This window comes from Acinetobacter sp. SM34 (assembly GCF_022012365.1).
Classification (GTDB): domain Bacteria; phylum Pseudomonadota; class Gammaproteobacteria; order Pseudomonadales; family Moraxellaceae; genus Acinetobacter.
The window spans coordinates 1-25,402 of record NZ_JAKLTP010000003.1; the positions used below are offsets into that span (position 1 = coordinate 1).

The following is a 25,402-nucleotide window of genomic DNA, read 5'->3' on the forward strand; positions in this document are numbered from 1 at the left end:
AATGCCTGGTGACAACGTTGAAATGTCAGTAGAATTGATCCACCCAATCGCAATGGACCCAGGTCTACGTTTTGCGATCCGTGAAGGTGGTCGTACAGTTGGTGCTGGTGTAGTTGCTAAAGTAACTGCATAATCGCTGATTGTGTGAAAAAAAAGCGTCCCTTTGGGGCGCTTTTTTTATGCGTGAGGATTTTTATATCTCGATTTCTTAGGTCATAATTGATTTCGCCATTGCAATTTACTTTTGCGTCGTAAAAATGATTTCATTCATCATTTTTCCCTTGCGTTGAAATAAAGCAGTACTTTATTCCCTTGCGTCGAAAAAGCATTGTTATTATTTATTTCTCTTGCGTCAAAAAAATAATTTCACTTATCATTATTTTTTCTCCTCATGTCCTTAACTGATATTTTCCTGACCTTATCTGCACTTATAGCCAATTTTTAAACAAGTAATATAACAATTAAGAAAAACAAAAGTGAATTTAGCAATTTCTTTGCTAGATAGGAGTAAAGCATCATGAATGCAAAGGTCAATATTAGTAATCGTGCAGGTGCAAGTTTTCCAGTTCGCCGGATGAATTTTGATTTTGAAAATGTTCCTGAATATTGGATGGATGGTTCAGCAGGCTTGACCCATTTTATGACTGCACTTTCTGCATTATTTCCAGCCGGTGAAAAGTTCTTTATTGATAGTGTGCGTGCTGTTCGCAATCATCCAGCGATTAAAGACAATCAGGCATTACAAAAAGAAATTAGTGCTTTTATTGGGCAAGAAGCCATGCATACTCAAGAGCATGTGGGCTTTAATGCTTCTGCACAAAAATATGGGCATGATGTTGCAACCTTGGATGCGAAGACTGATACGGTCATTCAAGCAGCACGTAAAGTATTTGCAAAAGTGGCTAAACCATGTGGAATTACTCAGGAAATGGTAGATTTAACCGCCACGACTGCACTGGAACATTTTACTGCCACCATCGCTTCTGAACTTCTGCGTAACCAGCATATTCAAGACTTGATGACAGACAAGACCATGGCAACCCTGTGGGCATGGCATGCAATAGAAGAAAATGAACACAAAGCTGTGGCTTATGATGTTTTTGAAGGCGTTTTTGGGCGCGGCATAAAAGCCTATGCATTACGTACCGGTTCATTAACACTGGCTATGGTCATTTTATTCATCACCCAATCTTATTTTTTGGCACGTTTATTAAATGAAGATAAACAGTTTAATCTTGAATCGTTAAAAGATATTTATAGCTATGCCTATAGTCCATCTAAAGGCATTATCACTGGCATGGGCAAGGAAATGCTGGCCTATTTTAGACCGGGTTTTCATCCTAATGATTTAGATACAGTCAGTTTGTTAGCAACCTGGAAAGACAAATTAGGTTTTTAAAAGCAGTTTGGCTCCTTGAGCAATTTCGATTGCCCATTTTTTTACTCGATTTTTTATGCAGACTTCATATAATGCGAAGTTTCTGTTATTTAAAAGATGAACGAAGATGATTCGTTTGATGCAGCATGCGGATGTGCAAACAGTCGCAAACATTGAAAAATTAGTACAAAGCCATCCGTGGACAGTAAAGCAGTTTGAAGAATCAATCGATTCTTATCACAGTACCGTGATTGAACAACAAGGACAGGTGGTCGGTTTTTGTATCTTGCAACCGGTTCTGGATGAAGCTAATTTATTACTGATGGCGGTTCATCCGAGTCAGCAAGGCAAAGGTTTAGGTTATCAACTGCTTGAAGCCTCAATTGCCCAGCTGAAGAATAATCCGCTACAAATATTTCTGGAAGTGCGAGAAAGTAATCAGGCTGCCATAGCTTTATATGAAAAATCCGGTTTTCATCAAATCGATTTACGCAAAAATTATTATCCCAAAGCCAATGGTTCGCGCGAGCATGCCATTATTATGGTGAAATCTTGTAGTGATGATTTTGCCCAGCTTTTTAAATCATAAGTACAACATTATTTAATAATTGGGTTATTCCATCCTGAGGGCAGAGTCGTCATGAGGGAATTGCCCAATTGCTGAATTTCTTCATGGTTCAGCAAGCGGTTTAAGCGTCGCCATTGCCCATCAATCAACAGTTCCAAAGGTACATATTGCGATTTATAGTTCATTTTATCGGAATGCGGAACCCAATAACCCAAATAGACATAAGGCAAAGCTAAAGCTTTGGCATGTTCAATCTGTTTGAGTACAGCAAATACCCCGAGTGAACGTCGATTCTCATCGGGATCAAAAAAAGTATAAACCGCAGAAACTCCATCATCCAAAGGGTCACAGCTTGAAACGCAAATCAGCTGGTCATCTTTCCAGAATTCAAGAAAAAAACTGTCGGTACAGCTATGCACCAAAAATTTTTCAAATTGATCGACGCTAGGGGGAAACATATCACCATCTGCATGGCGCTCGAAAATATAGCGTTCATACAATGCATAATGAACTGAGGTAGCATCTGCTGTACGGGTAATTTTAACAGTCAAATCCTGATTGCGTTTCCAGGCTTTTTTTTGCGAACTGTTCATCTGGAAGTCAGAAACAGGCACCCGGCAAGACAAACACTGGCGGCAGAGGTGGCATTCAGGGCGATAAACAAAATCGCCACTGCGACGAAATCCCAGACGTGAAAGTTCAGACAGGCTGACTACATCAATGCGATGTGCAGGATCTAAAAAGACCATCCGTGCTGATTTCTGTTCCAGATAACTACAGCTATGCGGCGGCGTAATGTAATACTGTAAATCATTGAGCAGGGACTTTGGGTGATACGAATTCATGGCAAGATCCCTCTTTTATTTTCATTCAATTAACCGCGCTTTTTGCGCTATTGTTTTACTTGAAAATACACCCTCTTGATATTTTTTCCAATCGATAGCAGGCTGTTTTACAACATCTTGTAACGAATTAAGATAGGCTTGGCGAGAAAGTGTACAGGCACCCAGGCTTAAAAGATGATCATTGACCAATTGGCAGTCAATCCAGGGCAGATGATTTTCCTGTCCGATCAGCATTAACGTATAAAATGCCATTTTTGAGACATCGGTTTGCGTGCTAAACATCGACTCACCAAAACAGCCATGTCCAATGGTCACGCCATATAAACCGCCCACCACTTTGCCTGCATCCCATACTTCAATACTATAGCCATAACCAGCTTCAAATAACTGGCAGTATCCATCAATAATGTCTTCAGAAATCCAGGTATCTTCAGCATAACTACGCGGCAGAGCACAAGATCGGATCACCCGTTCAAAGGCCTGGTTGATTGTAATTTTATAATCAAACTTTTTCATGTTGCGAATTAAGGATTTGCTGGGATGATAATCCTGTGGACGGATAATGCAGCGTGGCTCTGGACACCACCAGCAGATCGGCTCACCTTCAGAAAACCAGGGAAACAGACCATGGGTATAGGCTTCAAAAAGTGTGGAGGGGGAGAGGTCAGCACCTATGCAGATCAGCCCTTGCTGATCGGGATCAGCTTCGATGGGATCGGGAAAAATAAATTCTGAAGGTGCTAATGTATGCATAGGATTTAGCCTGAACTGGAAAATAACCGGTAATGAAAAGTTGGGTATTTTTATCATACAAAAAAAACCGCCCTAGATAGGACGGTTTTTATTGCAAGAAATGGATTTATTGCAATTAGTCACCTAAGGCATCAAGATATTTTTCAGCATCCAGTGCAGCCATACAGCCTGAACCTGCCGAAGTAATGGCTTGACGGTAAACACTGTCAGCAATATCACCCGCAGCAAATACACCCGCTACAGAGGCAGCAGTGGCATTACCTGCCGTACCGCTTTGTACTTGAATATAACCATCACGCAGGTTCAATTGACCTTCGAACATGCTGCTATTGGGTTTATGACCAATGGCAACAAATAAGCCAGTGACTTCTACATCTTGTTTAGAACCATCTTGGGTAGACTGCAGACGAACTGAAGTGACGCCTGACTTGCTGTCACCCAGAACTTCATCGACCTGATGATTCCAGATAATACTGATTTTGCCTTCTTTCTCTTTTTCGAACAGATGATCTTGCAAGATTTTTTCTGAACGTAATGAATCACGACGGTGAACCAGAGTCACATGCGAAGCAATATTGGAAAGATAAAGTGCTTCTTCAACCGCTGTGTTACCACCACCCACAACCATGACTTTCTGGTTTTTGTAGAAGAAACCATCACAAGTTGCACATGCACTTACGCCTTGACCCATAAATGCAGCTTCAGATTCAAGACCCAGGTATTGCGCGGTAGCACCAGTTGCAATGATGAGGGCATCACAGCTGAACTCTTCCATATCGCCTTTCAGCACAAATGGGCGAATGCTTAAATCAACTTCGTTGATATGGTCATAGACAATGTCGGTACCAAAACGTTCCGCATGCGCTTGCATGCGTTCCATCAGGGCAGGGCCGGTTAGACCTTCCGGATCACCTGGCCAGTTATCAACTTCAGTTGTGGTGGTCAATTGACCACCGAGCTGTAAACCGGCAATAAGGGTTGGCTTCAAGTTGGCACGTGCAGCATAAACTGCTGCGCTATAACCCGCAGGGCCTGAACCTAGAATAATCAAGCGTGAGTGACGAGCGCTCATTCGCAGCATCCTTTTTTTATTTAGAAATTTGTGGAATTATACGTGAAACTCTATAACAGTTGTGTGAGTTCGATGTCGATATTATTGATCATTCAAATCGATTTGAGCTATATACAACAACGGCGCTGTACTAGATACTCAATCCAGCGGATTTGTTAGCAGCAGCCACTACATAATATTGCATCTTTTTTCTTTTAACAGGTGCATAATACCGAGTTTATTGTGAAACTATTTTGTCTTAGTTTCTTACAAAAAACATGAATGAAAAATTGGTTACAGGACAGTATATGACTGCGGTGTCGAGTGTTTATGCACAGCGCTTAATAAAGACATTATTTTTAGTCTCATTTGGAATTTATTTATTCCTTGCAACAGTGACCTATACGCCTTTTGATCCGGGCTGGATGCACATTTCCAGTGATACCCTGCAGGTGTCGAATGCCAGCGGAGTTGCGGGTGCGTGGATCGCAGATTTACTGTTTGGTTTTCTAGGCTGGGCCAGCTTGCTCATCCCGATTTTTCTATTCGTGGAAGCCATTCAGGTATGGTGGCCTTATAGTTTTCTAAATAAGCCATTTCGCTATGCTGCACAATTCTTTATTTTGCTCGCGACAGCAAGTTTGCTGTATCTGTACTGGCAAGTGCCGGCAGATACCCTAGATAATTCATCTGGCGGTATTATTGGTTATGAATTGGGGCAAAGCCTTTCGCAAATTTTAACCATTTATGGTGCAACCATTTTTCTGCTGCTGTTCTGGTTCGTTTTATTCACATTCGCGTTTGGCGTGAAGTGGAACAAAACCTGGGACACACTCAAAGCAACACCTGCTTATTTACAAGACTTATTTTATAAGAATGTGCCTGAAACCGAGTCTGCATTTGATCGCACCACGCCTGAAGTTAAAAAATCACTTGTCGGTAGCAAACTAAAACCAGCTGCAGAAAAACTCAGCCCGGTCTCCGAACATAAACAAGTAGAATTGTCGCCTATCGTTCGTGATCCGGCAGCAGAACGCCTGTTTGATGATATGGTTGAAAAAGAACTATATGCGCAGCAACAGTTGGTGGATGATCAAGACGAGGCAGAATTCGAACAGGTTTTAGAAAAAGCCCATCGTCTGGAACAGAATACCCAGCGTGTAGTGGCAACAGGTGAAGTCTGGCGTGCACTCAACTCAGATGACAACCAGAACCATAATCAAGATATTGATGCCTTGCTCAAAGCGGCTGAAGAGTCTGAAAAACAGACACCGCATGAACATTTTCAGGCATTTGTTGATGAGCAGCCACCAACATCGACTCCCCAGACGGCTAAACAAAATCTGGATTGGGATGATGATGAAATTTTTGATGAATTGCTTGCCGCTGTGCCGAGTGGAAAAATCGCCACGGATGTGCATACCCCATTTAATCATGTCGATCCGGAACCTGCTGTAGTAAGCTTCCCTGAAGAAAAGATCGTGACGGCGGCATCTGTGAGTATGGCTGCATCACCGCTGCTCAACACTACACCCAAAAATACTGCGTTGGATGACGAGTTTGACGAGCTGGATGATTTGCTGGTAGATGAGTTATTGATAGAGGACATTGAGCCTGCTGCACCAGTACGTAGCACCAGCAGTTATGCCCAATCCTCGGCATTTGTACGTGCAGAAATTAATAGCCAGTTGCAGCAACAACCCAGCATTTCAGACGATGAAAAGGCGTTGATCGCGTCAAATAAAGATGTATTTCGTGAAGTTTGGCAGGAAACAGCAGGCAAGCCTGTTGCTGAAGTTGAGCTTGATGAAGATGATTTTGATCTGGATGCGCCTTTAACCGATGCAATGGGACGACCGATGTCACGTGCCATGCAAGTGGCACAAAAGCGTCGTGACTTACCTACTTTACCCGGATTGGAACTGCTGGATAAGGTTGATCCTAATAAGAAAGTGAATTTCACTGCTGAACAACTGGCACGTTTATCCGAGTTACTTGAAATTAAGCTGCAAGAATTTAATGTCAAAGCGCAAGTGGTTGAAGCACAACCGGGACCTGTGGTGACTCGTTTTGAACTTGATTTGGCACCGGGTGTAAAAGCATCGAAGGTGACTAACATTTCCCGAGATTTGGCACGTTCTATGTCGATGGCATCGGTACGTGTGGTTGAGGTTATTCCGGGCAAGCCCTATATCGGCATTGAAGTACCGAATAGTGCTCGTGAAATGGTGCGTCTAATCGAGTTATTGACCATTCCTGCTTTTACCGATCCAAACAGTATTCTCTCTATGGCAATGGGTAAGGATATTTCGGGAAATCCCGTGATTGCGGATTTGGGTAAAGCACCGCATATGCTGGTTGCAGGTACAACAGGTTCCGGTAAATCGGTTGCGGTAAACTCAATGATTCTATCGATGCTGTTGAAATATACTCCCGATCAATTGCGTTTAATCTTGATTGACCCGAAACAGCTGGAACTGGCCAATTATAATGATATTCCACATTTGCTTACCCCAGTCGTGACAGACATGAAAGATGCTGTCAATGCATTGAACTGGTGTGTCAATGAAATGGAACGCCGCTATAAGCTGATGTCTTATTTAAAGATTCGTAAACTCAGTGACTATAACCGCAAGGTCGAAGAAGCCATGGCCAATGGTGAGGACCTGATTGATCCAACCTGGAAAGCCAGCGATTCAGTGGTAGGAGAGCGTGCACCACGTTTAACGCCTTTACCATCCATTGTGATTGTGGCTGACGAATTTGCCGACATGATTATGCAGGTGGGTAAAAAAGCTGAAGAAATGATTACCCGTTTAGCACAAAAATCACGTGCTGCCGGTATTCACTTGCTGCTTGCGACCCAACGTCCATCGGTGGATGTGATTACCGGTTTGATTAAAGCCAATATTCCAACCCGTGTGGCTTTACGGGTAAACAGTAAAATTGACTCGCGTACCATTTTGGATGCAGGTGGGGCAGAAGACCTGTTGGGTCATGGTGATATGCTGTTCCTTGGGCCTGGCAAGATTGAGCCGGAACGTGTGCATGGCGCATTTATTTCCGATGATGAAGTAAACAATATCTGTGATGCTTGGCGCGAACGTGGTGAGCCTAACTACGTGGATGAAATCCTGACACCTTATGATGAAGAACCCACTTCGCGTGGCTTTGAAGATGGTGATGGCGGCTCAGACCGCGATGCACTTTACGACCAATGCGTATCCTTTGTCTTGGAAACACGCAAAGCATCGACCTCATCGCTACAGCGTAAGTTTAGTCTGGGTTATAACCGGGCTGCACGCATTATTGACCAGATGGAAGAAAATGGCATTGTCAGCGGCATGGGTGCCAATGGTAAGCGAGATATTCTGGTTTAAAGCAAGAAAAAAGCCTGCTTCATGCAGGCTTTTTTTATTTCTTTATTTATTGAAATAAAACATGTCCTGAACCAGTTCAATCAAGGCTTTTGTGGCAGGACTCATAAATTTCTTATTCGCCACAGCCAGCCCAATATGGCGCTGGGTATTGGGTGTAAGCGGTCTTTTTACCACATTGGGATGTAATGCTAACAGCTCGGGGGTAATAGCCATATCCGCGACTATAGACACGCCTTCGTTGATATTGACCATATTTAAAATGGTCAGTAGTTGTGATAACTGGTATTTAATGGTGGGCTGAATTAGATGCAATTTGAAAAAAAGTTCTACATGCGTCTGGCTACCGGCTTTGGTTAATATAAATGGATAATCCGCCAATTCTGCAATACTGACTTTAGTTTTGCAGGCAATTGGATAACTTTTGGGAATAAGGGCAACAAAAATGTCCTGAATCACAGGGAATGTATCTAGCTCTTGTCGTGGTAACACGGCAAAACCGACATCGACCTGTTTAGCCAAAATCCACTGCGAAACCTGTTCATCGGTACCTTCATCCACATAAATTTCAATATTGGGGTAGCGTTGCCGATATGCAGTTAATATTTCCGGTAATAAATGGATGGATGCTGAGGCTCCAAAAGAACCAATTCTTAAAGTGCCTTGATGCACGCCATGAGCAGCCGCAGCTTCCTGTTGCATGCTTTGCGCTGTATTTAAAATACTTTGCGCATGTCGTAACAGCTGTGTGCCAATTGTGGTTAGTTCAATTTTGTGCTGATTGCGTGAAAATAAGCATACTTTCCAATGCTGTTCCAGACTCTTTAGCGCATGTGAAACTGCAGACTGGGTAATGCCGAGTTGTTTGGCAGTTAGGGTAAAACTCTGGTTTTCTGCAACCAAAATAAAAATTTCAAGCTGGCTAAACGTCATGAGCAATATGAGTAAAAACTCATTTTATGATGAGGTTGAATGAGGATTATATTATCAGCCTGATGAAAGTTAAAGTGCAGTTAAGCTGCTGAAAATAGATAGTTATGGATATTCTGATCGCCTTATTTCCACTGATCGTCATGATTGCTATGGGTTATCTACTCAAACGTAGTCAGTATCTTGCAACGGATTTTTGGGCTGGAGCAGAGAAATTCAACTATTTCATTTTATTTCCAACCCTTTTATTTACCAATCTGGCTTATATAGAGCTGGATCTGGATGCGGTCAAACTGGTGTTGGCGACCTTGTTTATCATCATTATTATTGTCAGCCTGTTGCTTTGGTCATTCAAATTATGGCGTTACATTCCTGCAGCACGCTTTGGCGTTTATATGCAAAGTCATATTCGCTTTAATACCTATATGGGCTTGTCACTAATGACCCCATTATTTGGTGCCAAAGGCATGCAGTTATTTGCCATGATTATGGTGGTCTCGATTCCCTTGGTGAATATTATCTCAGTATTGTCTTTTTCACAGGGACAAGGGGTATCTTTTAAGAATACGCTGTTGTCAGTATTCAAAAATCCATTAATTTTAGGCTGTAGTGTAGGCATGCTGTTTAATTTGAGTGGATTAAAACTATTTATTGGAATTGAAAACGCACTGAAACTATTGGCCGGAATGAGTTTGCCTTTGGGCTTGATTTGTGTGGGTGCCGGCTTGCAGTTTTCAGCTTTAGGTCGTTCTTTACCGCGTCTAGCCATCAATACCGTAGGCCGCTTAGTGCTGATGCCACTTCTAGCATATGCCATTTGTTCTATGATGCCCCTAAGTCAGCTGGAAAAGGCTGTATTGGTTGTGTTTTTCGCCTTACCTACCGCAACGGCATCTTATATGTTGACCAAATTTTGTCAGGGTGACAGTGAACTTATGGCGGGGGTGATTAGCCTGCAAACCTTATGCTTTGCCTTAAGTTTTCCTGTGCTGATGTGGCTGTTGTTCTAATGCTCATCCCAGAAATTAAAAAGCCTGCAACAAGCAGGCTTTTTAATTAAATTGACTGCATTAAGCAAACTTGGCAAGAACTTCCAGGAATCCTTCACTTTGACGCGGGTACTGTGCAATCACGTCATGAATGCGTTGACCTTCAGAGTTGGTTGCATTGACATCTCGGCCATCGGCAACAAATTGAGTCAATAAGCGCTCATAATCATTGGGACGCATATGTTTGAATGCATGATAAAGTACGTGAAAATCAGCATTTACACCTGCAGGAGGAAGCTGGGTTAAGTAGGCAAATACACGCTCATCTGACCATTCTTCATTGAACGTTGCTGGCTGAGATAATGCCATCGCAATCTCCTTGATATACTGATTAAAAATAAAAAAGGCAAAATATGAGTGCGCAAGTGACAAAGCATTTTCCATGACTTTGCCAATAGGAAGCATCGCTTCTCGTCTTGCAGCCGGGTCATACGTTGTTGATCCAGTCCACTCGAAGCCTAGCTTCTCATCTTGCGACTGGGCAAAGCAGTGCTTTGCTGATCCAGTCTCATATTTTGCCTTGATTCAATTTGCTTGACTAATCAAAATTCAGATTATCGCTCTTCAGGCAAATTGATATTCATCTCTAACATTTCAATATTGGCTTCAGAACGTACCGACATTTGAATATGTTGTTCATCAACACCGCGGACATAACGGTTAACCACTTGCATGATTTCTTTTTTCATGAGGTCAATTTTGTCCTGGCTTAAGCGTTTACCTAAACCTTGTTCAGAAGCAACAATTACTTTTAAGCGGTCTTTAGCAGTTTGTGCGCTTGAAGGTTTATCCTCGTTGCTGAATAATTTACTCCAGAATCCTGCCATTTGTTACGCTCCAAATAATCGTGCTAACCAGCCCTTAGGTTTTACCGCAATGTGACGGTAAGGACGTTCTTCACCCAGAAAGCGCGCGACAAGGTCATCATAAGCCTGACCCGCTGACTCTTCAGTAAAGAGAATCACAGGTTTACCTTCATTTGATGCTTGCAATACGCTTGGACACTCAGGAATAACACCTAGTGTAGGTACACGTAAAATATCTTTAGAAATATCGTCAATCGTTAACATTTCCTGTTTATCAGCACGTTCTGGATTGAAGCGTGTAATACACAAATGTTTACGGATACGACCTTCGTTTTGTTCTACTTTTTTGGTTTTGCTGTCGAGCATTCCAATAATACGGTCAGAGTCACGTACAGAAGAAATTTCAGGATTGGTCACAATGATTGCTTCATCTGCATGATACATCGCCATGATTGCACCACGTTCGATCCCCGCAGGCGAGTCACAAATAATGTAATCGAATTCTTGCGAAAGTTCATCCATTACACGTGCAACACCTTCATCGGTCAAGGCATCTTTATCACGGGTTTGTGAAGCAGGCAAAATATATAGGTTTTCAATATCTTTATCACGAATGAGCGCTTGTTGAAGACGCGCTTCGTTATTCAATACATTCACAAAATCATAAACAACGCGACGTTCACAACCCATAATTAAATCTAGGTTACGTAAACCCACGTCAAAATCGATCACAACAGTTTTGTGACCGCGAAGGGCTAAACCTGTTGCAAAAGATGCACTAGTCGTAGTTTTACCTACACCACCTTTGCCTGATGTTACGACAACAATTTTCGCCACCGAATCCACTCCTGTTATGGTTCAAACCCCTTTTTAAATATGGGGCTTTTGGTGTTTATTTATACATTAAAATTCGAGAACTTCAAAGACAAGTTCTTGATGATCATTCAAGTAAATATGGACAGCCTTCTTCAGGACATGCGGGGGAATGTCATCCGCCACACAATATGTACCTGCAATTGATACCAATTCTGCTTCCAGAGAATGGCAGAAAATACGTGCTGCACCGTTCCCGCCTGCGCCGGCGATGACTCTACCACGTGCGCTACCATAAATATGTATATTTCCTGAAGCAATAACTTCAGAACCGCTATTAATACCGGCATTGAGAATAATATCGCCGTGATCCTGTACCAGGCATTGGCCAGTACGCAAAATTTCATCGTGATAAGAAGTCACATGACTGATGACCCGAGCTGGTTTTGCTACCACTTCTTCAGCATCTGGAGTTTGGGTGGTATCAACTTCAGGTTTGCTCTCAACCACTTGTTCTTTCGTGGCTTTAATGCGTTGTAAGGGTTTGTTGTCTGCTGGCAGAATAGGAAATTGAATTGCGCGGGCTTCAGCGGAAAGAATGCCGTCAATCACACCCAGAGGCTGTAAATCCAGACTGATCAATAGCTGAATCAGTGCAATCAATTCTTGTTCTACAGTACTGTCAATAATGACCAGCGTGCCATGAGAAGCAGTTTCTTGAAGCATTTGAGTCAATTGCTGGCGGATTGCGTTGTGATCATTGGTGTCAAAGGTTAATCGGGTAAAATTAACCATTCTGCCTGTAATCCGTATATCAGCCATAATTATTCCTTAAGACTTCTGACTCATTCATTTTATGTCGAAGTTATGTTGTAAATAGAGCAAATCCTAGAACAAATTGCAGCTTTTCTCTAGCAGCGATTTCAATATTTTAAATCTTATGTTCATTCTTTAACTTGATCATGCTGTTCCAGAATTTGTTGCCATTGTTTTATTTTCACTTGCTGGTGAATGGCTTCTAAACTTTCAAAAACTGCCGACTCAACCAGTTTTTCCACATGCGTATTATTTTCAAATTGTATTTGGCTGATTTTATTTGAAATTTCTAAATATGCCAGATTTTTTTCATTTTTATGATCGTGTGCAAAAGGTTCAATCAGTCCCAGAGTGATATTTTCTCCCAAGCGTTGGCCAATACTCTGGATCTGTTGCTCTATGCGGCCACCTACAATTGGAATCAGGCGTAACAACTGGGTCAGTTCAGGCGTATCTTCAATGGCGCGATTGACAATATCACCGACATTTTCGGCAATCATGATTTTTTGCGCTTGCAGCTCTTTGCCTAAAGATTCTTGCAAAATATCCGCCAGGGCAGTGGCAAACATTTCACGGTGGTGGGCAACCAGATCTTCAATCAGTTTTTTATGTGTGGTACTGGTGGATAGTTCATGTTTTATGCTGTCTAAAACCGTAATCACAATACGGCTGGTGAGTTCCTCTAATACCAGATGGTAATAAAAGTTCGCCCGTTGATACCAACTGATCGGAATGACTTTATAACCATGCTGATACAGGTTATAGGCGATAGAGCCGGCGCGCAATAGGCGTAAGAAACGCAGTTGCGGAATAATCGATAGAATTTCGTACCAGTGAATAAAAGGAAAGAAAAACCAGCGCTTATGATGTTGTCCAAGGATCGCAATGGCCCAGCGGACCAGCAATTCAATCACCAGAAAACTGGTAAACCAGCTTTCGGTAATGATGACCCAAGGGCGTAATGCGGTACGGTAAAACTGCAACAGTTCCGGAAGATGAATGAAGTTAAATAACCAGCCACCAAAATCACTCATCAGGAGTGCATTGCCACTTAAGCAGATTAAATTGATGATGATCAGAACCATCATGAAAATGTCATAGCCCAGTGCAACTTTCCATCCCCAAGTGCCTTTTTTTACAAAAGAAAAGGTCGGAGGTGTGATCTGGTCATTTTGCTTCATTTTTTTCCTTGCGTATTTTTAAGCTTTGGCAGCCAAATCTTGCTGCATGCGTTCAATCAGTTGGTCTTTTTCAGTCCACAGCTCATGAACCCATTGCTGGAATTTTTCACGATATTCGGCATCATCTTCATAATTACCGTCTAATACCCAGCTTGGAATTTCAATTTTACGCAAATTCACCGCAATGCGATTGACCTCACCTAGCCAGAAATCGCCATAACCGGGTGCACCATCCGGATAAACAATGGTCATATCGACCAGGGCATCAATTTTGTCGCCTAAAATATTTAAGGCTAAAGCTAAACCGCCTGCTTTAGGTTTTAATAAATGCTTATAAGGTGACTTCTGTTGGTCGTGTTTTTCTGGGGTAAAGCGCGTGCCTTCTAGATAGTTTAGCAAGGTAAAAGGTTGACTCAGCAGCTGTTCACAGGCTTTACGTGATTCTTCCATGTCACGGGTTTTCAATTCCGGATTTTTGGCAATCTGTTCTTTGGTATGCCGTTTCATCATCGGGAAACCTAAAATTTTAAAGGCTTGTCCCACGAAAGGAATAAAGATCAGTTCCCACTTGGTAAAGAAACGGGTCAGGGGCATGCGGGTTAAACCAAAATATTGATTTACCGTAGTATCTACCCAACTTTGATGGTTGCAGGTCATCAGGTAACGACCTTGCATACTGAGATCTAAACCTTCCTCAATACTGATATCCCACTTTAAGTTGGGCAATACATGGTCAATCAGCCAATTATTGACACTGAGCCAGCTGTTGGTAATCTGAATGTTGGTTTCATCTACTTTACGTGATTTTTTAATCAGTTTAGTCAATCCCAAGGCAAGTACAGGTGGACCATGAAAAAAAGTACTTCCGGTAATCACCGATCCGACAGTAAGCCCGCGAGATATTTTTTTTAATATCGGTTGCTTGGTATTTTGAGATGACATAATAAAAAACGGCCCTAAAAAGAAAATCATTAAATGTTTTTTTTCAGTATTTAATATAATTGCAGAATTTGAAATAAAAAAGTCTATTCGTACAACTATGAAGAAATTGTGCTTAAGTTATTCTTCACACTCATATAAAATATTACAAAATGTAACTAATGATTGGATTATTTACAAAAAATCAATGGTATGCCCATTTTTTTTAATTCATTATTCCACCATACGATAAAACACAACAAGGAGGCATGCAATGCGTGCATTAGTAATTTCAGCAGCTGTAGCAGGGGCATTGGCACTATCAGGCTGTCAAACAAGTGGCAACAATCTTGGCGGTATGGAATACGATAAAACAGCAATTGGCGCATTGGTTGGCGCAGCTGCTGGTTATGGTATTTCTAAGGGTAGTGCAAACTCAAGTGCACAAAATAACCGTGCAGCAGCAATTGGCGCTGTATTAGGAGGTGCAACTGGTGTGTATCTTGATAATAAAGAGAAAAAATTACGTCAACAAATGGCGGGTACTGGTGTAGACGTTACTCGTAATCCAGATGGTTCTGTTGGTTTGATTATGCCGGGTAACATTACATTTGATACCAACAAATCAAATATCAAACCTAATTTCTACACTACTTTGAATAAAGTTGCGCAAACTTTAACTGAAGATAACAAGAGCGGTATTCTTGTAACTGGTTATACAGACAGCACTGGTAATGACTCTATCAACATTCCATTGTCTCAAGCGCGTGCTCAGTCAGTAGCAAGCTACTTAGCTTCTAAAGGCGTTTCAACTTCACGTATTAATGCTCAAGGTCAAGGCGCTGCTAACCCAATCGCTGACAACAACACAGCGTCTGGTCGTGAACAAAACCGCCGTGTAGAAATCAGCATCTACGCAATTCAATAATTCAGTTATTGAATCAGAGAAAACCACCTTCGGGTGGTTTTTTTTTGAATGTCAAATCTGTATTTTAGGTTATGCAAGTTTGGCACAGATGACTATAATCGAGCTCCAATCAATACGAGGAAATACTATGTCGTCGGCAAGTCAACTCAATGACAAGCAACTTGAAGCCATGAAATACACTCAAGGGCCCTTGTTAGTACTTGCAGGGGCAGGTTCAGGTAAAACCTCGGTAATTACTCGAAAAGTCGCACATCTGGTTAAGAATTGTGGTATTCCGGCACATCGTATTACCGCCATGACCTTTACCAATAAGGCCGCACGTGAGATGAAAGAGCGTGTGGGCAAATTATTATCTCGTGAAGAAGCGAAAGGCTTGTCTGTTTCAACATTCCATACTTTTGGTTTGAATTTGCTGCGACTGGAACTGAAACATACACCGTTAAAGAATAATTTTTCTATTTTGGATGCCGATGATTGTAAGCGCATTCTGATGGATTTAATGCACCGCGATAATTTGTCGGGTGCGGAAAGTAAAGAGCTCATTGCCAAGGCAATGAAAATGATTTCGGACTGGAAAAATGACCTGATTCCACCGGAACAGGCTCACACCACCTGTGAAACAGCCGAAGATGTCCAGTTTGCGCATTTATATCAACTCTATGAGCGCAACTTGCGTGCCTATAATGCGGTGGACTTTGATGACCTGATTGTGATGCCAACCCGTTTACTACAAGAAAATGCCGAAGTCCGGGATAAGTGGCAAAATCGTGTTCGTTATCTGTTGGTCGACGAATATCAAGACACCAATACGGCACAGTATATTTTGGTGAAACTGCTGGTGGGCGTGATGGGACAATTTACGGCCGTAGGTGATGATGACCAATCCATTTATGCATGGCGTGGTGCAAAACCAGAAAACATGGCGCTGTTGAAAGAGGATTTTCCTAATTTAAAAGTGATTAAATTAGAGCAAAATTACCGTTCGACCAGTCGTATTTTGAAAGCTGCAAATACGGTCATTGGCAATAACCCGCATATTTTTGATAAAAAGCTCTGGTCCGATAAAGGCCACGGTGAGGTAATTCGGGTGATTACCTGCCGTAATGATGATGATGAATCAGAACGCGTGGTGAAGGATTTAATTACCCATAAGCTGATGAATGGTAAAAACTGGAAAGATTATGCGATTTTATATCGCGGTAATTTTCAGGCCCGTATTTTAGAAACACAGCTGCGTCAAATGCAGATTCCCTACAAGCTTTCTGGTGGTCAATCTTTCTTTGCTCGCGCAGAAATTAAAGACATCATGAGCTACTTGCGTTTAATTATTAACCCTGAAGATGACAGTGCATTTTTACGGATTATTAATACGCCTAAACGTGCCATTGGTCCGGTGACACTGGAAAAATTGGGCTTGTTCGCTCAAGAAAATCATTTGTCGCTACTATCGGCAGCTGGTGATCAGCGCTTGACCATGGTGATTCCTAAAAAAGCCACCACACAATTGGCTGAATTTGCCGATTTTATTGCCAACTTTACCCGTAATCTACTCGATGATGATGAGCCTGTGCCGATTATTCGCCAGATGATGCATGAAGCGGGCTATATTGATTATCTTAAAGAAAATGCAGCAACACCGGCACAGGAAAAAACCAAGCTGGATAATATTGAAGTGCTGTATAGCAGTATTCAAAGCCTGATTAACCGTGCTGAAGATATTGATGACAAAAATATTGAAAGCGTAATTCGTAAAATGGTGCTGCTGGATATGCTCGAGCAGCAGCAGGAAGCAGAAGATACCGACAAAGTCAATTTATTGACTTTACATGCGTCTAAAGGTCTTGAATTTCCCTATGTGTATTTGATTGGCCTGGAAGAAGAAATGCTTCCCCATAAAAACTCGATTGCAGCTGATACCGTCGAAGAAGAACGCCGTCTGATGTACGTGGGTATTACCCGGGCACGTCAAGGGTTGACCATTACTTTAGCCGAGCAGCGTAAAGCGGGTGGACAGATGAAACAGATGACCCCAAGCCGCTTCCTGGATGAATTGCCGCAAGATGAGCTGGAATGGCTGGGGCGCAAGAAGAAATTAGCGGGCAATATTGATCCAAAACTGCAAGCACAGCATTATCTAGAAAATTTACGTGCGCTGATTAAGCGTTAATTTACGATTTAAACCATGCAACATTTAAACCATGCAATTAGGAAAAAACAAATGAAAGTTCAGGTGAAAGTACTCGATACACGTTTAGGCAGCGAATGGCCTATGCCAACCTATGCGACTTCGGGTTCAGCAGGTTTGGACTTGCGTGCTTGTGTAGATGAAGCGACTGTCATTGAACCAGGACAAACTGTATTGGTTAAAACAGGTTTGGCCATTTATATTGAAGACACAAATTTTGCCGGTTTAATTTTACCGCGTTCAGGTCTGGGGCATAAACATGGGATTGTTCTAGGCAATCTGGTGGGCCTCATTGATTCAGATTATCAAGGTGAATTGATGGTATCGGTTTGGAACCGTAGCCAAACAGCATTTACTTTACAACCGGGTGAACGTTTAGCGCAGTATGTGCTGGTTCCTGTTGTTCAAGCGCAGTTTGATATTGTGAATGAATTCGAAGCGACTGAACGTGGTGCAGGCGGTTTTGGCCATACCGGTAAAGGTTAAGCCCTGATTTAGTTTTAAGATGGAGTACCTGATGAACAAGCAGCTATATTTTGTTTATCAGGTTTCATTTTAGAAATAATCTTATTTAAAATATTAATCACATTTATAATAAAATGAACTGCTTAGAATATTTTTTAATATTGTATTGATGGGGGTATTTCTTATACTTAATGTTATTTTTTCTATGTTTACTTAGGTAATTGGTTTTTAAATAGAATTTATTTTCATTCCTTTCTTTTAATTAATAATATATTTATATTTCAAATATATAGTTTATATTTGTATACGTATTTACTATATTTTTATCATTGATTAAAAAGATGAAATGCTTTTAGAATGTGAATGAACAATCTCCTCCCTGACATGATGGACTGGCAAATTTGGATCCACTTAAACCTTTCATAAATTTTTATTTCATAAATTATTGTAAATAGAAGAAATAATTATGAATTTACAAAATAAAAAATTCCCATCACAAATTTTTCGTGCCTATGATATTCGTGGACACATATCACTTTTGACGCCTGAACTTGTCAAAGCCATTGCCTATGGACTGGTGATGCAATATCAGAAGTTAGGGCAAACTCAACTGGCTATTGGTTACGATGCGCGCTTAACTAGTCCCCAATATGCAGAAATTATCAGACAAGTGTGTCAAGAAAAAGGGCTGCATGCCATAATTATTGGCTGTTGTTCGACTCCCTTACTGTATTTTATTGCACGTCAATTTGAGGGTAATGGCATTATGCTGACTGCCAGTCATAATGCCAAAACAGATAATGGCGTGAAATGGATTATTCAAGGCGAACCGCCGTGTCCGGATCAGATTCAACAGGTAGCTTTAGCGGCTTGCTCGATTTTTGCTCCAGAAGAAAAAATTCTGATTGAACCCATGCAGCATGAAATTGGGGTTAAATATTGTCTTGAATATCAGTATGCGCTATTGAAGGATATTCAGTTAAAAAGACCTTTTAAGGTGGTACTGGATGGTTTGAATGGTTCAGCAGGGCGCTGTGCCGTTTTAGTGCTAAAAAAAATGGGCTGCGACCTGACACTGATTCGTTGTGAAGCCAATGGTCATTTTCCCGATCATGCACCCGATCCTTCACAAGAAAAACATCTTGTTGAATTACGAAAAACCGTACTTGAACAACAAGCCGATATCGGTATTGCTCTGGATGGTGATGGTGATCGTCTGGTATTAATAAACGAAAATGGTACGACAATCTCCGCAGATCGGTTGCTGTCTTTATTTTCAGAAATATGCCTGAAGACCCATCCCGGTCATGAAGTGGTTTTTGATGTCAAATGTTCGACCATGGTGGCTAATACGGTTCGTCATTTAGGTGGACAGGCCAAAATGATCCGTACCGGAAGTTCTTTTTTACGCAGCTATATGGCGAAGTCACAAGGCAAAGCGGTGTTTGGCGGAGAATACGCCGGTCATTATGTGTTTAATGATGGGCGCGGTTTTGGCTATGATGATGGTTTGTATGCAGCCTTACGTGTTCTCGAATATTTAAGTCAACAACCAGATTTAACTCTATCAAAAGCATTGCTGGCTTATCCTGAACGCAGTTGTACTGAAGATCTCTACATTAGTACCCATAGTGAAGAACCAACAGCGGTATTACATGATGTTGAAATGAAAAGTCAGGATTTTGATGCACAATTAAGTAAAATTGATGGGGTACGACTTGATTTTGAAGATGGATTTGGCATTATTCGGGCATCGAATACCGGTGAATATTTTACAGTGCGTTTTGATGCGGATAATCCTGTAAGATTAAACGATATTCGACACACATTTGTTTCCATGTTAAGTGACCGATATCCTCAAATCGCTCAAGACATTTTAGATGCTCAATAAGGAGAGGCGAATGCCACATCAGCATACTGGCATCGACAAAGCACAAATTTTGACAGAAGCTTTGCCGTATATTCAACGTTTTGCAGGTAAGACGCTAGTAGTCAAGTATGGTGGCAACGCAATGACCGATCCGGAGCTTGAAAGCTCGTTCGCACGTGACATTGTATTGTTAAAAACTGTAGGTTTAAATCCAATCGTGGTGCATGGCGGTGGGCCTCAAGTCGATTCATTCTTGAAACAATTGGGACGTGAATCTGACCGTATTGATGGCATGCGCGTGACTGACCCTGCAACCATGGAAGTGGTTGAAATGGTGTTAGGTGGTAGCGTGAATAAATCCATCGTGAATCTGATTAACCAGCATGGTGGTCGTGCTATCGGTTTGACCGGTAAAGATGGCAACTTGCTACGTGCACAAAAGCTATTGATGGAAAAAACAGCTGCAGATGGTACTGTGCAACAGATTGATCTGGGTCTGGTTGGTGAAGTCGTTGGCGTAAAAACCGATGTTCTTGAAATGTTCACCCAAGGTGATTTTATTCCTGTGATTGCACCGTTAGGCGTAGATGAAGAAGGCAATACTTATAATATCAACGCCGATTTGGTAGCAGGTAAAGTCGCTGAAGCTTTAGGCGCAGAAAAACTGATTCTTCTGACCAATATTACCGGTGTACTGGATGAAAATAAAAATCTGCTGACAGGTTTAAGCACCCAGGAAGTCGACCGTTTAATTGAAACCGGTGTGATTTATGGTGGCATGATTCCTAAAGTGGGATGTGCACTGGATGCAGTCAAAGGTGGCGTAGTCAGTGCGCATATTGTGGATGGCCGTGTGCCTCATGCAACTTTGCTGGAAATCTTTACTGATCATGGCGTAGGTACCTTAATTACCAACCGTGCCAAGCATTAAAGCGTGATTTTAAAAAAGCCTCCTTGTGAGGCTTTTTTTGTGGTTGCTATTTAGGGGGATTAAGGAATTCAATAAAAAGGTGATAAGAATATTGTTTTTCAGCCTAATACATAAAATCGTGATAGCTATCGTGAATTGAGATTTACAATGCGCTATTGAGTATGCAAAATAGAAAAATCATGTATTTGTTGTTTGATTAAGATTATGTGCCAGTTGCTCGGAATGAATTGCGCTACGCCCACGGATGTGACTTTTTCGTTTCGGGGTTTTTCTCAACGTGCCGGCATTACCTCCGACCATTGTGATGGTTTTGGCATTGCTTTTTTTGAAGATAAAGCCTGCCGACTTTTTGTCGATAATCAGTCTGCAGTCGAATCACCTATTGCTGAACTGATTCGTAATTATCCGATTAAATCACGCAATGTGATTGCACATATTCGTAAAGCCACGCAAGGCAAAATTAATCTGGAAAATTCACATCCCTTTAGCCGTGAACTTTGGGGACGTCAGTGGATTTTTGCCCATAATGGCGATTTACATGACTTTAACCCGACTTTGTCGGGTCGTTTTACCCCGGTAGGCAATACCGATAGCGAACGTGCTTTTTGTTACTTGCTGGACCAACTGGTACTTAAGTTTGGTTACCATGAACCAAAGCTGGATCAAATTTTTGATTTGTTGGCAGACGTTTCTCCAAAAATTGCAGAACACGGTACATTCAATTTCTGTCTGTCGAATGGTCAGGCACTCTTTAGCTATGCCATCACCAAATTACATTGGCTGGTACGCGAATATCCTTTTAAACCTGCGCAATTGATTGATCTGGATGTAGAGGTTGATTTTAGTCAGGTGACCACGCCGGAAGATCGTGTCGCCGTCATTACTACCGAGCCTTTAACGCAAAATGAAACCTGGACAGCTTTTGTACCGGGAGAGATGATTTTATTTCAGGATGGCCGACCTGTGCGTAAACAGCAGACCCATGTCGAACGTTTAGAACGTGAACGCTTAAATCCGGCATTAAAACGAATCACCAAAGCTGATCAATATTGACTGCACAGTGCTTCAGATGAAACTTTAGTGTCAGATATTTATTAGATAAATATCTGACTTTATTATTTATGATCAGTTGAAATATTTTAAAATTTTATCATCAGATTTTAATTTTCGGGGATTTTTGATATTTTTATATCATCGTACTATATTTATTTAATATAATTAAAAAATGACTTCTAAAAAATATAGTTTATAAAATCATATTAACTCTTGAATAAAGCATGTTTTTTTAATGGGTCTGGTTAAAAAATACTTTATCTTTTTAGTAGGTATTTTATTATAATTAAATATATATCAATGAGTTATATCTATTTTATAAAAAAAACTGAAAGCCGACCGTTTTGGTTTATTTTTATTTGTTTAGAATCAATATATTATGAATTTATGTGATTAATCGTTTATATCTGATAGGTGGTCGTAATGAAAATGAAATGGATTCCAGAATATAATACTGGCATCGATGTGATTGACGATCAGCATAAACGGATTCTTGATTATATTAATGAAATTAATGACTTTTCTGAACATACTGATCGTGCCCGTATTAAACAGATTCTGGATAATATCATTGATTACACCCAGTCGCATTTTACTTTTGAAGAGTCATTGCAGGAAGAAGCAGGTTATAAATATCGGGTGCCGCATAAGCGTGTGCATGATTTATTTATTAAAAAGATTGAATCGTATCGTAGCCGCTTTGAAATGGGACAGACGATTGAAGCGGAATTACATGAAGTGCTTTCAAAATGGCTGATCAATCATATTCAGCATGATGACGCTGATTATGTGGGTGCGGTAAAAGAAAACATGATGGGCATCATTAAAGAGAAAGAACAGAAAAAAGGTAAAAACTGGTTTGCTCGTTTTTTCTCATAAAAGTTAAACGAGATAACAACAATTAAAAAAGATAATAATCTTGCGCGGCAAATCATCAGTTATGATGGTTTGCTTTTTCTTTTTGATTTTCACCTATGACAAAGGCAAAATAGCGACAGACTTTTTTTAGGAACGCATCATGCAGGACAATGCTATGACACGATGGCTATCACCGCTGATGGCATTTTGCTTATCTTTTATCATCATTGCCACCTTGGCACCGATTGTAGGGATTCAGCTTGATCGCCAACTTGATTTTTGGTTGTTGTGGATAGGTACTATGCTTATTTTGGCATTACCGATTTGCTACTTAGAAATTGCTTTGGCAAAACGCTCTAAAACGACAGCCTTAAATGCATTGTCCAGTTTGACACGTGATGCAGATGCTTCACAGAAATGGCGTATTGTCGGCTGGTTGGCAGTGGTCTTTATACCTTTCTTGGCAGGCGGCATGTTGTCTAATGCCAGTCAATTATTGGGACAGTTTGCCTTAAATGGCATTGCGCCCAACCTGCTCTTTATTGGTCTGGCAATTGTTGCTGTTTTACTTTCATTTGCACCGCGAAAAATTATTCTTGCTTTAAGCGTAGTGGGTGTTTTTGCTTCGTTGATTCTTTCAAATATCATGGGCGCAGCTTTACCGACTTGGCACGTGACCCCTGTAGAGTTTAGTGAGTGGGGCAGTGCAACCGTATTAGCACTGGTTGCAAGTGGTTTAGGTATGGGCTTGTATTGGCAAAGTAACTTAGCTGTGGTGAAACAGCAAGATATTGCAACTAAAACCGTATTGCCGATCTGGATTGCACAGTTACTCGCCGTAATTGCTTTTGGTTTCTTTGCTGCCAATGCTCAAATCCCGAGTTTGGCTTTTGTGGTTGCAGTGGTGAGTGCTGCGGCATTGTTATTGCAAATGGCGCGTGAACAGCTGTTACACCGTCAGTTGAATATCGTGATTCAATGGCTGCTTATTTTAGCTGCCGTATTTGTCTGGGCAATTCCAGCCATCACTCCAGTTTTCAATAGCCTGCTGATGCTTTGGGGTTTAGCAATCTGCCTGATCTATGCCATTTTTGCCGGATGGATCATGAAAATTAGCCATCTGCGTAAAGCGATGAATTTCAGCAATGAGTTATTTTATAATCTGTGGCGTATTGCCGTTCGTGTAGTGTTACCTGTTTCGATTATTTTGGCAATGATCGCAATCATTGGACAATTGTTCTAATGAGTGAGTTACAACAGGTTTGGGTCGCCTATGCAGCACCGGAGCAACAGTTTCATATTGCGGTGCCTTTTCAGCAAGGCATGACCGCTTTAGAGGCGATTGAACAAAGTGGTATTCGGGTGCAGGTTGATTTGGCAGAACCGCTTGCTCTGGGAATTTTTGGCGTGCGCCTGAAAGATTTGCACCATATTTTACAAGCCGGTGACCGTGTCGAGATTTATCGACCGCTAACTATCAATCCGAAGGATATTCGACGCAAACGTGCAGCAGCCAACCCGGTTGGGCGATATTGTCGTGGAAATCGCTTTAAACAATTGAAGTGATAAGAAAAACCCCTCAATGAGGGGTTTATTTTTATTTTAAAGCGTCTATAGTGGGGGCGCAGTTAAAATCGCTTCTTTTGAACCTGGTAAGCCGGGTTGAGATTCTGGAATAGTTTCTAGACCTTCAATCTTTTGCACCGTACCGGATTGATCGAAGTAAATTTTTAAATGTTGACCATGTGCTGCAGGAATCTTGGCTTTTTTAGCATAAGTTCCTGGGATGTAGTTGTAGATATAGTCCCAACGTAAAGGATTCATTGGATCTGTGACCGTTGGACTGCCTAGCAAAAAGCGAACTTGTTGGTGGCTCATACCGACTTGAATTTTTGATGCTTGTGCTTGAGTTAATGGTGTTCCTTGAGGAATATCAACTTTATAAACGCCCAAGGTCGAACAGCCTGCGAGCAGTGAAGTGACGAATAACGTCAACATGATTTTTTGCATTTTGCTACACTATCCCAAATTAATTATGATGCATTTGATCCACGGATAGATCATACTGCATCTTAACTTTGTTGCATATTCCAACTTTAAATTTGTTGAGAGACCCTTTTACATGCCTATTTCAAATCAAGATTTACGCAAAGCTGGACTTAAAGTTACGCTTCCACGAATAAAAATATTAGAATTATTAGAAAATTCAAGACAACATCATTTAAGCGCAGAAGATATTTATAAGACTTTACTTGAACAGGGTGAAGATGTCGGTTTAGCAACTGTGTATCGCGTGTTAACACAGTTTGAAGCTGCAGGTATTATCCAGCGTCATCATTTTGAAAATAATCATTCAGTTTTCGAAATTATGCAAGAAGATCATCACGATCATATTGTCTGCCAAAATTGCAATAAAGTGGTTGAATTTACCAACGACGTGATTGAGCATGAACAACATGACGTTGCCGAAAAATTTGGCTTTACTTTAACCGGTCATTCTTTGAATCTGTATGGTTATTGTGATGCAGCGGAATGCCAAGACGCATTACGTAAAAAATAATACTGATCTGGAATCAGTTCAAAGAAGACAGGCTTTATTTGAAGCCTGTTTTTTTTGAATCTTAATC

25 protein-coding genes and 1 pseudogene are annotated in these 25,402 nt (G+C 41.2%); 15 read left to right on the top strand and 11 right to left on the bottom strand.

Features of this window, described 5'->3' with window-relative positions:
* From LZZ98_RS03110 to rimI, 3 genes and pseudogenes are all read left to right on the top strand, one after another.
* A pseudogene (locus tag LZZ98_RS03110) lies at window positions 1–133 on the top strand (hypothetical protein); the annotation flags it as partial.
* Between the two features lie 384 nt (window positions 134–517).
* The gene (locus tag LZZ98_RS03115; RefSeq protein WP_237786603.1) at window positions 518–1,399 is read left to right on the top strand and encodes a metal-dependent hydrolase; all 882 of its coding nucleotides are present in this window, start codon (window positions 518–520) and stop codon (window positions 1,397–1,399) included.
* Window positions 1,400–1,505: 106 nt separating this feature from the next.
* A complete protein-coding gene (gene rimI / locus LZZ98_RS03120; protein ID WP_237786604.1) occupies window positions 1,506–1,967 on the top strand; it encodes a ribosomal protein S18-alanine N-acetyltransferase in 462 nt (153 codons plus the stop codon).
* Window positions 1,968–1,975: 8 nt separating this feature from the next.
* Here rimI and LZZ98_RS03125 read toward each other — a convergent pair whose 3' ends face one another.
* The 3 genes from LZZ98_RS03125 to trxB form a co-directional block, all read right to left on the bottom strand.
* Window positions 1,976–2,791: an arginyltransferase gene (locus LZZ98_RS03125; RefSeq protein ID WP_237786605.1), complete on the bottom strand. Its 816-nt coding sequence runs from the start codon at window positions 2,789–2,791 to the stop codon at window positions 1,976–1,978.
* Between the two features lie 21 nt (window positions 2,792–2,812).
* Window positions 2,813–3,544 (bottom strand): leucyl/phenylalanyl-tRNA--protein transferase, encoded by a 732-nt coding sequence (gene aat / locus LZZ98_RS03130; RefSeq protein WP_237786606.1) that lies wholly within the window; start codon window positions 3,542–3,544, stop codon window positions 2,813–2,815.
* Between the two features lie 115 nt (window positions 3,545–3,659).
* Window positions 3,660–4,616, bottom strand: a complete 957-nt coding sequence (gene trxB, locus LZZ98_RS03135) for a thioredoxin-disulfide reductase (RefSeq protein WP_237786607.1) — start codon at window positions 4,614–4,616, stop codon at window positions 3,660–3,662.
* Window positions 4,617–4,903: 287 nt separating this feature from the next.
* Between trxB and LZZ98_RS03140 the strand changes: the two genes are divergently transcribed.
* Entirely contained in the window at window positions 4,904–7,975 is a 3,072-nt protein-coding gene (locus LZZ98_RS03140; protein ID WP_237786807.1) for a DNA translocase FtsK, read from the top strand.
* A gap of 42 nt (window positions 7,976–8,017) precedes the next feature.
* Here LZZ98_RS03140 and LZZ98_RS03145 read toward each other — a convergent pair whose 3' ends face one another.
* Window positions 8,018–8,905, bottom strand: coding sequence for a LysR family transcriptional regulator (locus LZZ98_RS03145; protein ID WP_237786608.1), 888 nt, complete (start codon window positions 8,903–8,905; stop codon window positions 8,018–8,020).
* A gap of 104 nt (window positions 8,906–9,009) precedes the next feature.
* Between LZZ98_RS03145 and LZZ98_RS03150 the strand changes: the two genes are divergently transcribed.
* A complete protein-coding gene (locus tag LZZ98_RS03150) occupies window positions 9,010–9,912 on the top strand; it encodes an AEC family transporter (RefSeq protein ID WP_237786609.1) in 903 nt (300 codons plus the stop codon).
* A gap of 60 nt (window positions 9,913–9,972) precedes the next feature.
* Here LZZ98_RS03150 and LZZ98_RS03155 read toward each other — a convergent pair whose 3' ends face one another.
* The 6 genes from LZZ98_RS03155 to LZZ98_RS03180 all read right to left on the bottom strand — a co-directional run bounded on the left by LZZ98_RS03155 (window position 9,973) and on the right by LZZ98_RS03180 (window position 14,509).
* Window positions 9,973–10,260, bottom strand: coding sequence for a PA4642 family protein (locus LZZ98_RS03155; protein WP_237786610.1), 288 nt, complete (start codon window positions 10,258–10,260; stop codon window positions 9,973–9,975).
* A gap of 245 nt (window positions 10,261–10,505) precedes the next feature.
* Entirely contained in the window at window positions 10,506–10,778 is a 273-nt protein-coding gene (minE, locus tag LZZ98_RS03160; RefSeq protein ID WP_237786611.1) for a cell division topological specificity factor MinE, read from the bottom strand.
* Between the two features lie 3 nt (window positions 10,779–10,781).
* A complete protein-coding gene (gene minD / locus LZZ98_RS03165) occupies window positions 10,782–11,594 on the bottom strand; it encodes a septum site-determining protein MinD (protein WP_086175179.1) in 813 nt (270 codons plus the stop codon).
* Between the two features lie 66 nt (window positions 11,595–11,660).
* Window positions 11,661–12,392 carry a septum site-determining protein MinC gene (gene minC, locus LZZ98_RS03170; protein ID WP_237786612.1) on the bottom strand — a complete coding sequence of 244 codons (732 nt, stop codon included), beginning with the start codon at window positions 12,390–12,392 and terminating at the stop codon, window positions 11,661–11,663.
* Between the two features lie 122 nt (window positions 12,393–12,514).
* Window positions 12,515–13,567 (bottom strand): preprotein translocase subunit SecA, encoded by a 1,053-nt coding sequence (locus LZZ98_RS03175; protein ID WP_237786613.1) that lies wholly within the window; start codon window positions 13,565–13,567, stop codon window positions 12,515–12,517.
* An 18-nt stretch (window positions 13,568–13,585) separates the two neighbouring features.
* On the bottom strand, window positions 13,586–14,509 hold the full coding sequence (locus tag LZZ98_RS03180; protein WP_237786614.1) for an acyltransferase: 924 nt from the start codon (window positions 14,507–14,509) through the stop codon (window positions 13,586–13,588).
* 250 nt (window positions 14,510–14,759) lie between these two features.
* Between LZZ98_RS03180 and LZZ98_RS03185 the strand changes: the two genes are divergently transcribed.
* The 9 genes from LZZ98_RS03185 to LZZ98_RS03225 all read left to right on the top strand — a co-directional run bounded on the left by LZZ98_RS03185 (window position 14,760) and on the right by LZZ98_RS03225 (window position 24,341).
* A complete protein-coding gene (locus LZZ98_RS03185) occupies window positions 14,760–15,413 on the top strand; it encodes an OmpA family protein (RefSeq protein WP_086175183.1) in 654 nt (217 codons plus the stop codon).
* A gap of 127 nt (window positions 15,414–15,540) precedes the next feature.
* A complete protein-coding gene (locus tag LZZ98_RS03190) occupies window positions 15,541–17,580 on the top strand; it encodes a UvrD-helicase domain-containing protein (protein ID WP_237786615.1) in 2,040 nt (679 codons plus the stop codon).
* A 51-nt stretch (window positions 17,581–17,631) separates the two neighbouring features.
* Window positions 17,632–18,084 carry a dUTP diphosphatase gene (dut, locus tag LZZ98_RS03195; RefSeq protein ID WP_237786616.1) on the top strand — a complete coding sequence of 151 codons (453 nt, stop codon included), beginning with the start codon at window positions 17,632–17,634 and terminating at the stop codon, window positions 18,082–18,084.
* 445 nt (window positions 18,085–18,529) lie between these two features.
* The gene (locus tag LZZ98_RS03200; protein ID WP_237786617.1) at window positions 18,530–19,954 is read left to right on the top strand and encodes a phosphomannomutase/phosphoglucomutase; all 1,425 of its coding nucleotides are present in this window, start codon (window positions 18,530–18,532) and stop codon (window positions 19,952–19,954) included.
* A 10-nt stretch (window positions 19,955–19,964) separates the two neighbouring features.
* A complete protein-coding gene (argB, locus tag LZZ98_RS03205) occupies window positions 19,965–20,864 on the top strand; it encodes an acetylglutamate kinase (protein ID WP_237786618.1) in 900 nt (299 codons plus the stop codon).
* Between the two features lie 204 nt (window positions 20,865–21,068).
* A complete protein-coding gene (locus LZZ98_RS03210; protein ID WP_237786619.1) occupies window positions 21,069–21,917 on the top strand; it encodes a class II glutamine amidotransferase in 849 nt (282 codons plus the stop codon).
* Window positions 21,918–22,340: 423 nt separating this feature from the next.
* On the top strand, window positions 22,341–22,796 hold the full coding sequence (locus LZZ98_RS03215; RefSeq protein ID WP_237786620.1) for a bacteriohemerythrin: 456 nt from the start codon (window positions 22,341–22,343) through the stop codon (window positions 22,794–22,796).
* A gap of 139 nt (window positions 22,797–22,935) precedes the next feature.
* Window positions 22,936–24,018 carry a hypothetical protein gene (locus tag LZZ98_RS03220; RefSeq protein WP_237786621.1) on the top strand — a complete coding sequence of 361 codons (1,083 nt, stop codon included), beginning with the start codon at window positions 22,936–22,938 and terminating at the stop codon, window positions 24,016–24,018.
* The gene (locus tag LZZ98_RS03225) at window positions 24,018–24,341 is read left to right on the top strand and encodes an RnfH family protein (RefSeq protein WP_237786622.1); all 324 of its coding nucleotides are present in this window, start codon (window positions 24,018–24,020) and stop codon (window positions 24,339–24,341) included. The genes LZZ98_RS03220 and LZZ98_RS03225 overlap by 1 nt, the downstream gene beginning before the upstream one ends.
* A gap of 45 nt (window positions 24,342–24,386) precedes the next feature.
* Here LZZ98_RS03225 and LZZ98_RS03230 read toward each other — a convergent pair whose 3' ends face one another.
* Window positions 24,387–24,785 (bottom strand): outer membrane protein assembly factor BamE, encoded by a 399-nt coding sequence (locus LZZ98_RS03230; protein ID WP_237786623.1) that lies wholly within the window; start codon window positions 24,783–24,785, stop codon window positions 24,387–24,389.
* A 112-nt stretch (window positions 24,786–24,897) separates the two neighbouring features.
* On the opposite strand from LZZ98_RS03230, the gene fur reads away from it, so the two are divergent.
* Window positions 24,898–25,335, top strand: coding sequence for a ferric iron uptake transcriptional regulator (fur, locus tag LZZ98_RS03235; RefSeq protein ID WP_237786624.1), 438 nt, complete (start codon window positions 24,898–24,900; stop codon window positions 25,333–25,335).
* The last annotated feature ends 67 nt before the right edge of the window (window positions 25,336–25,402 follow it).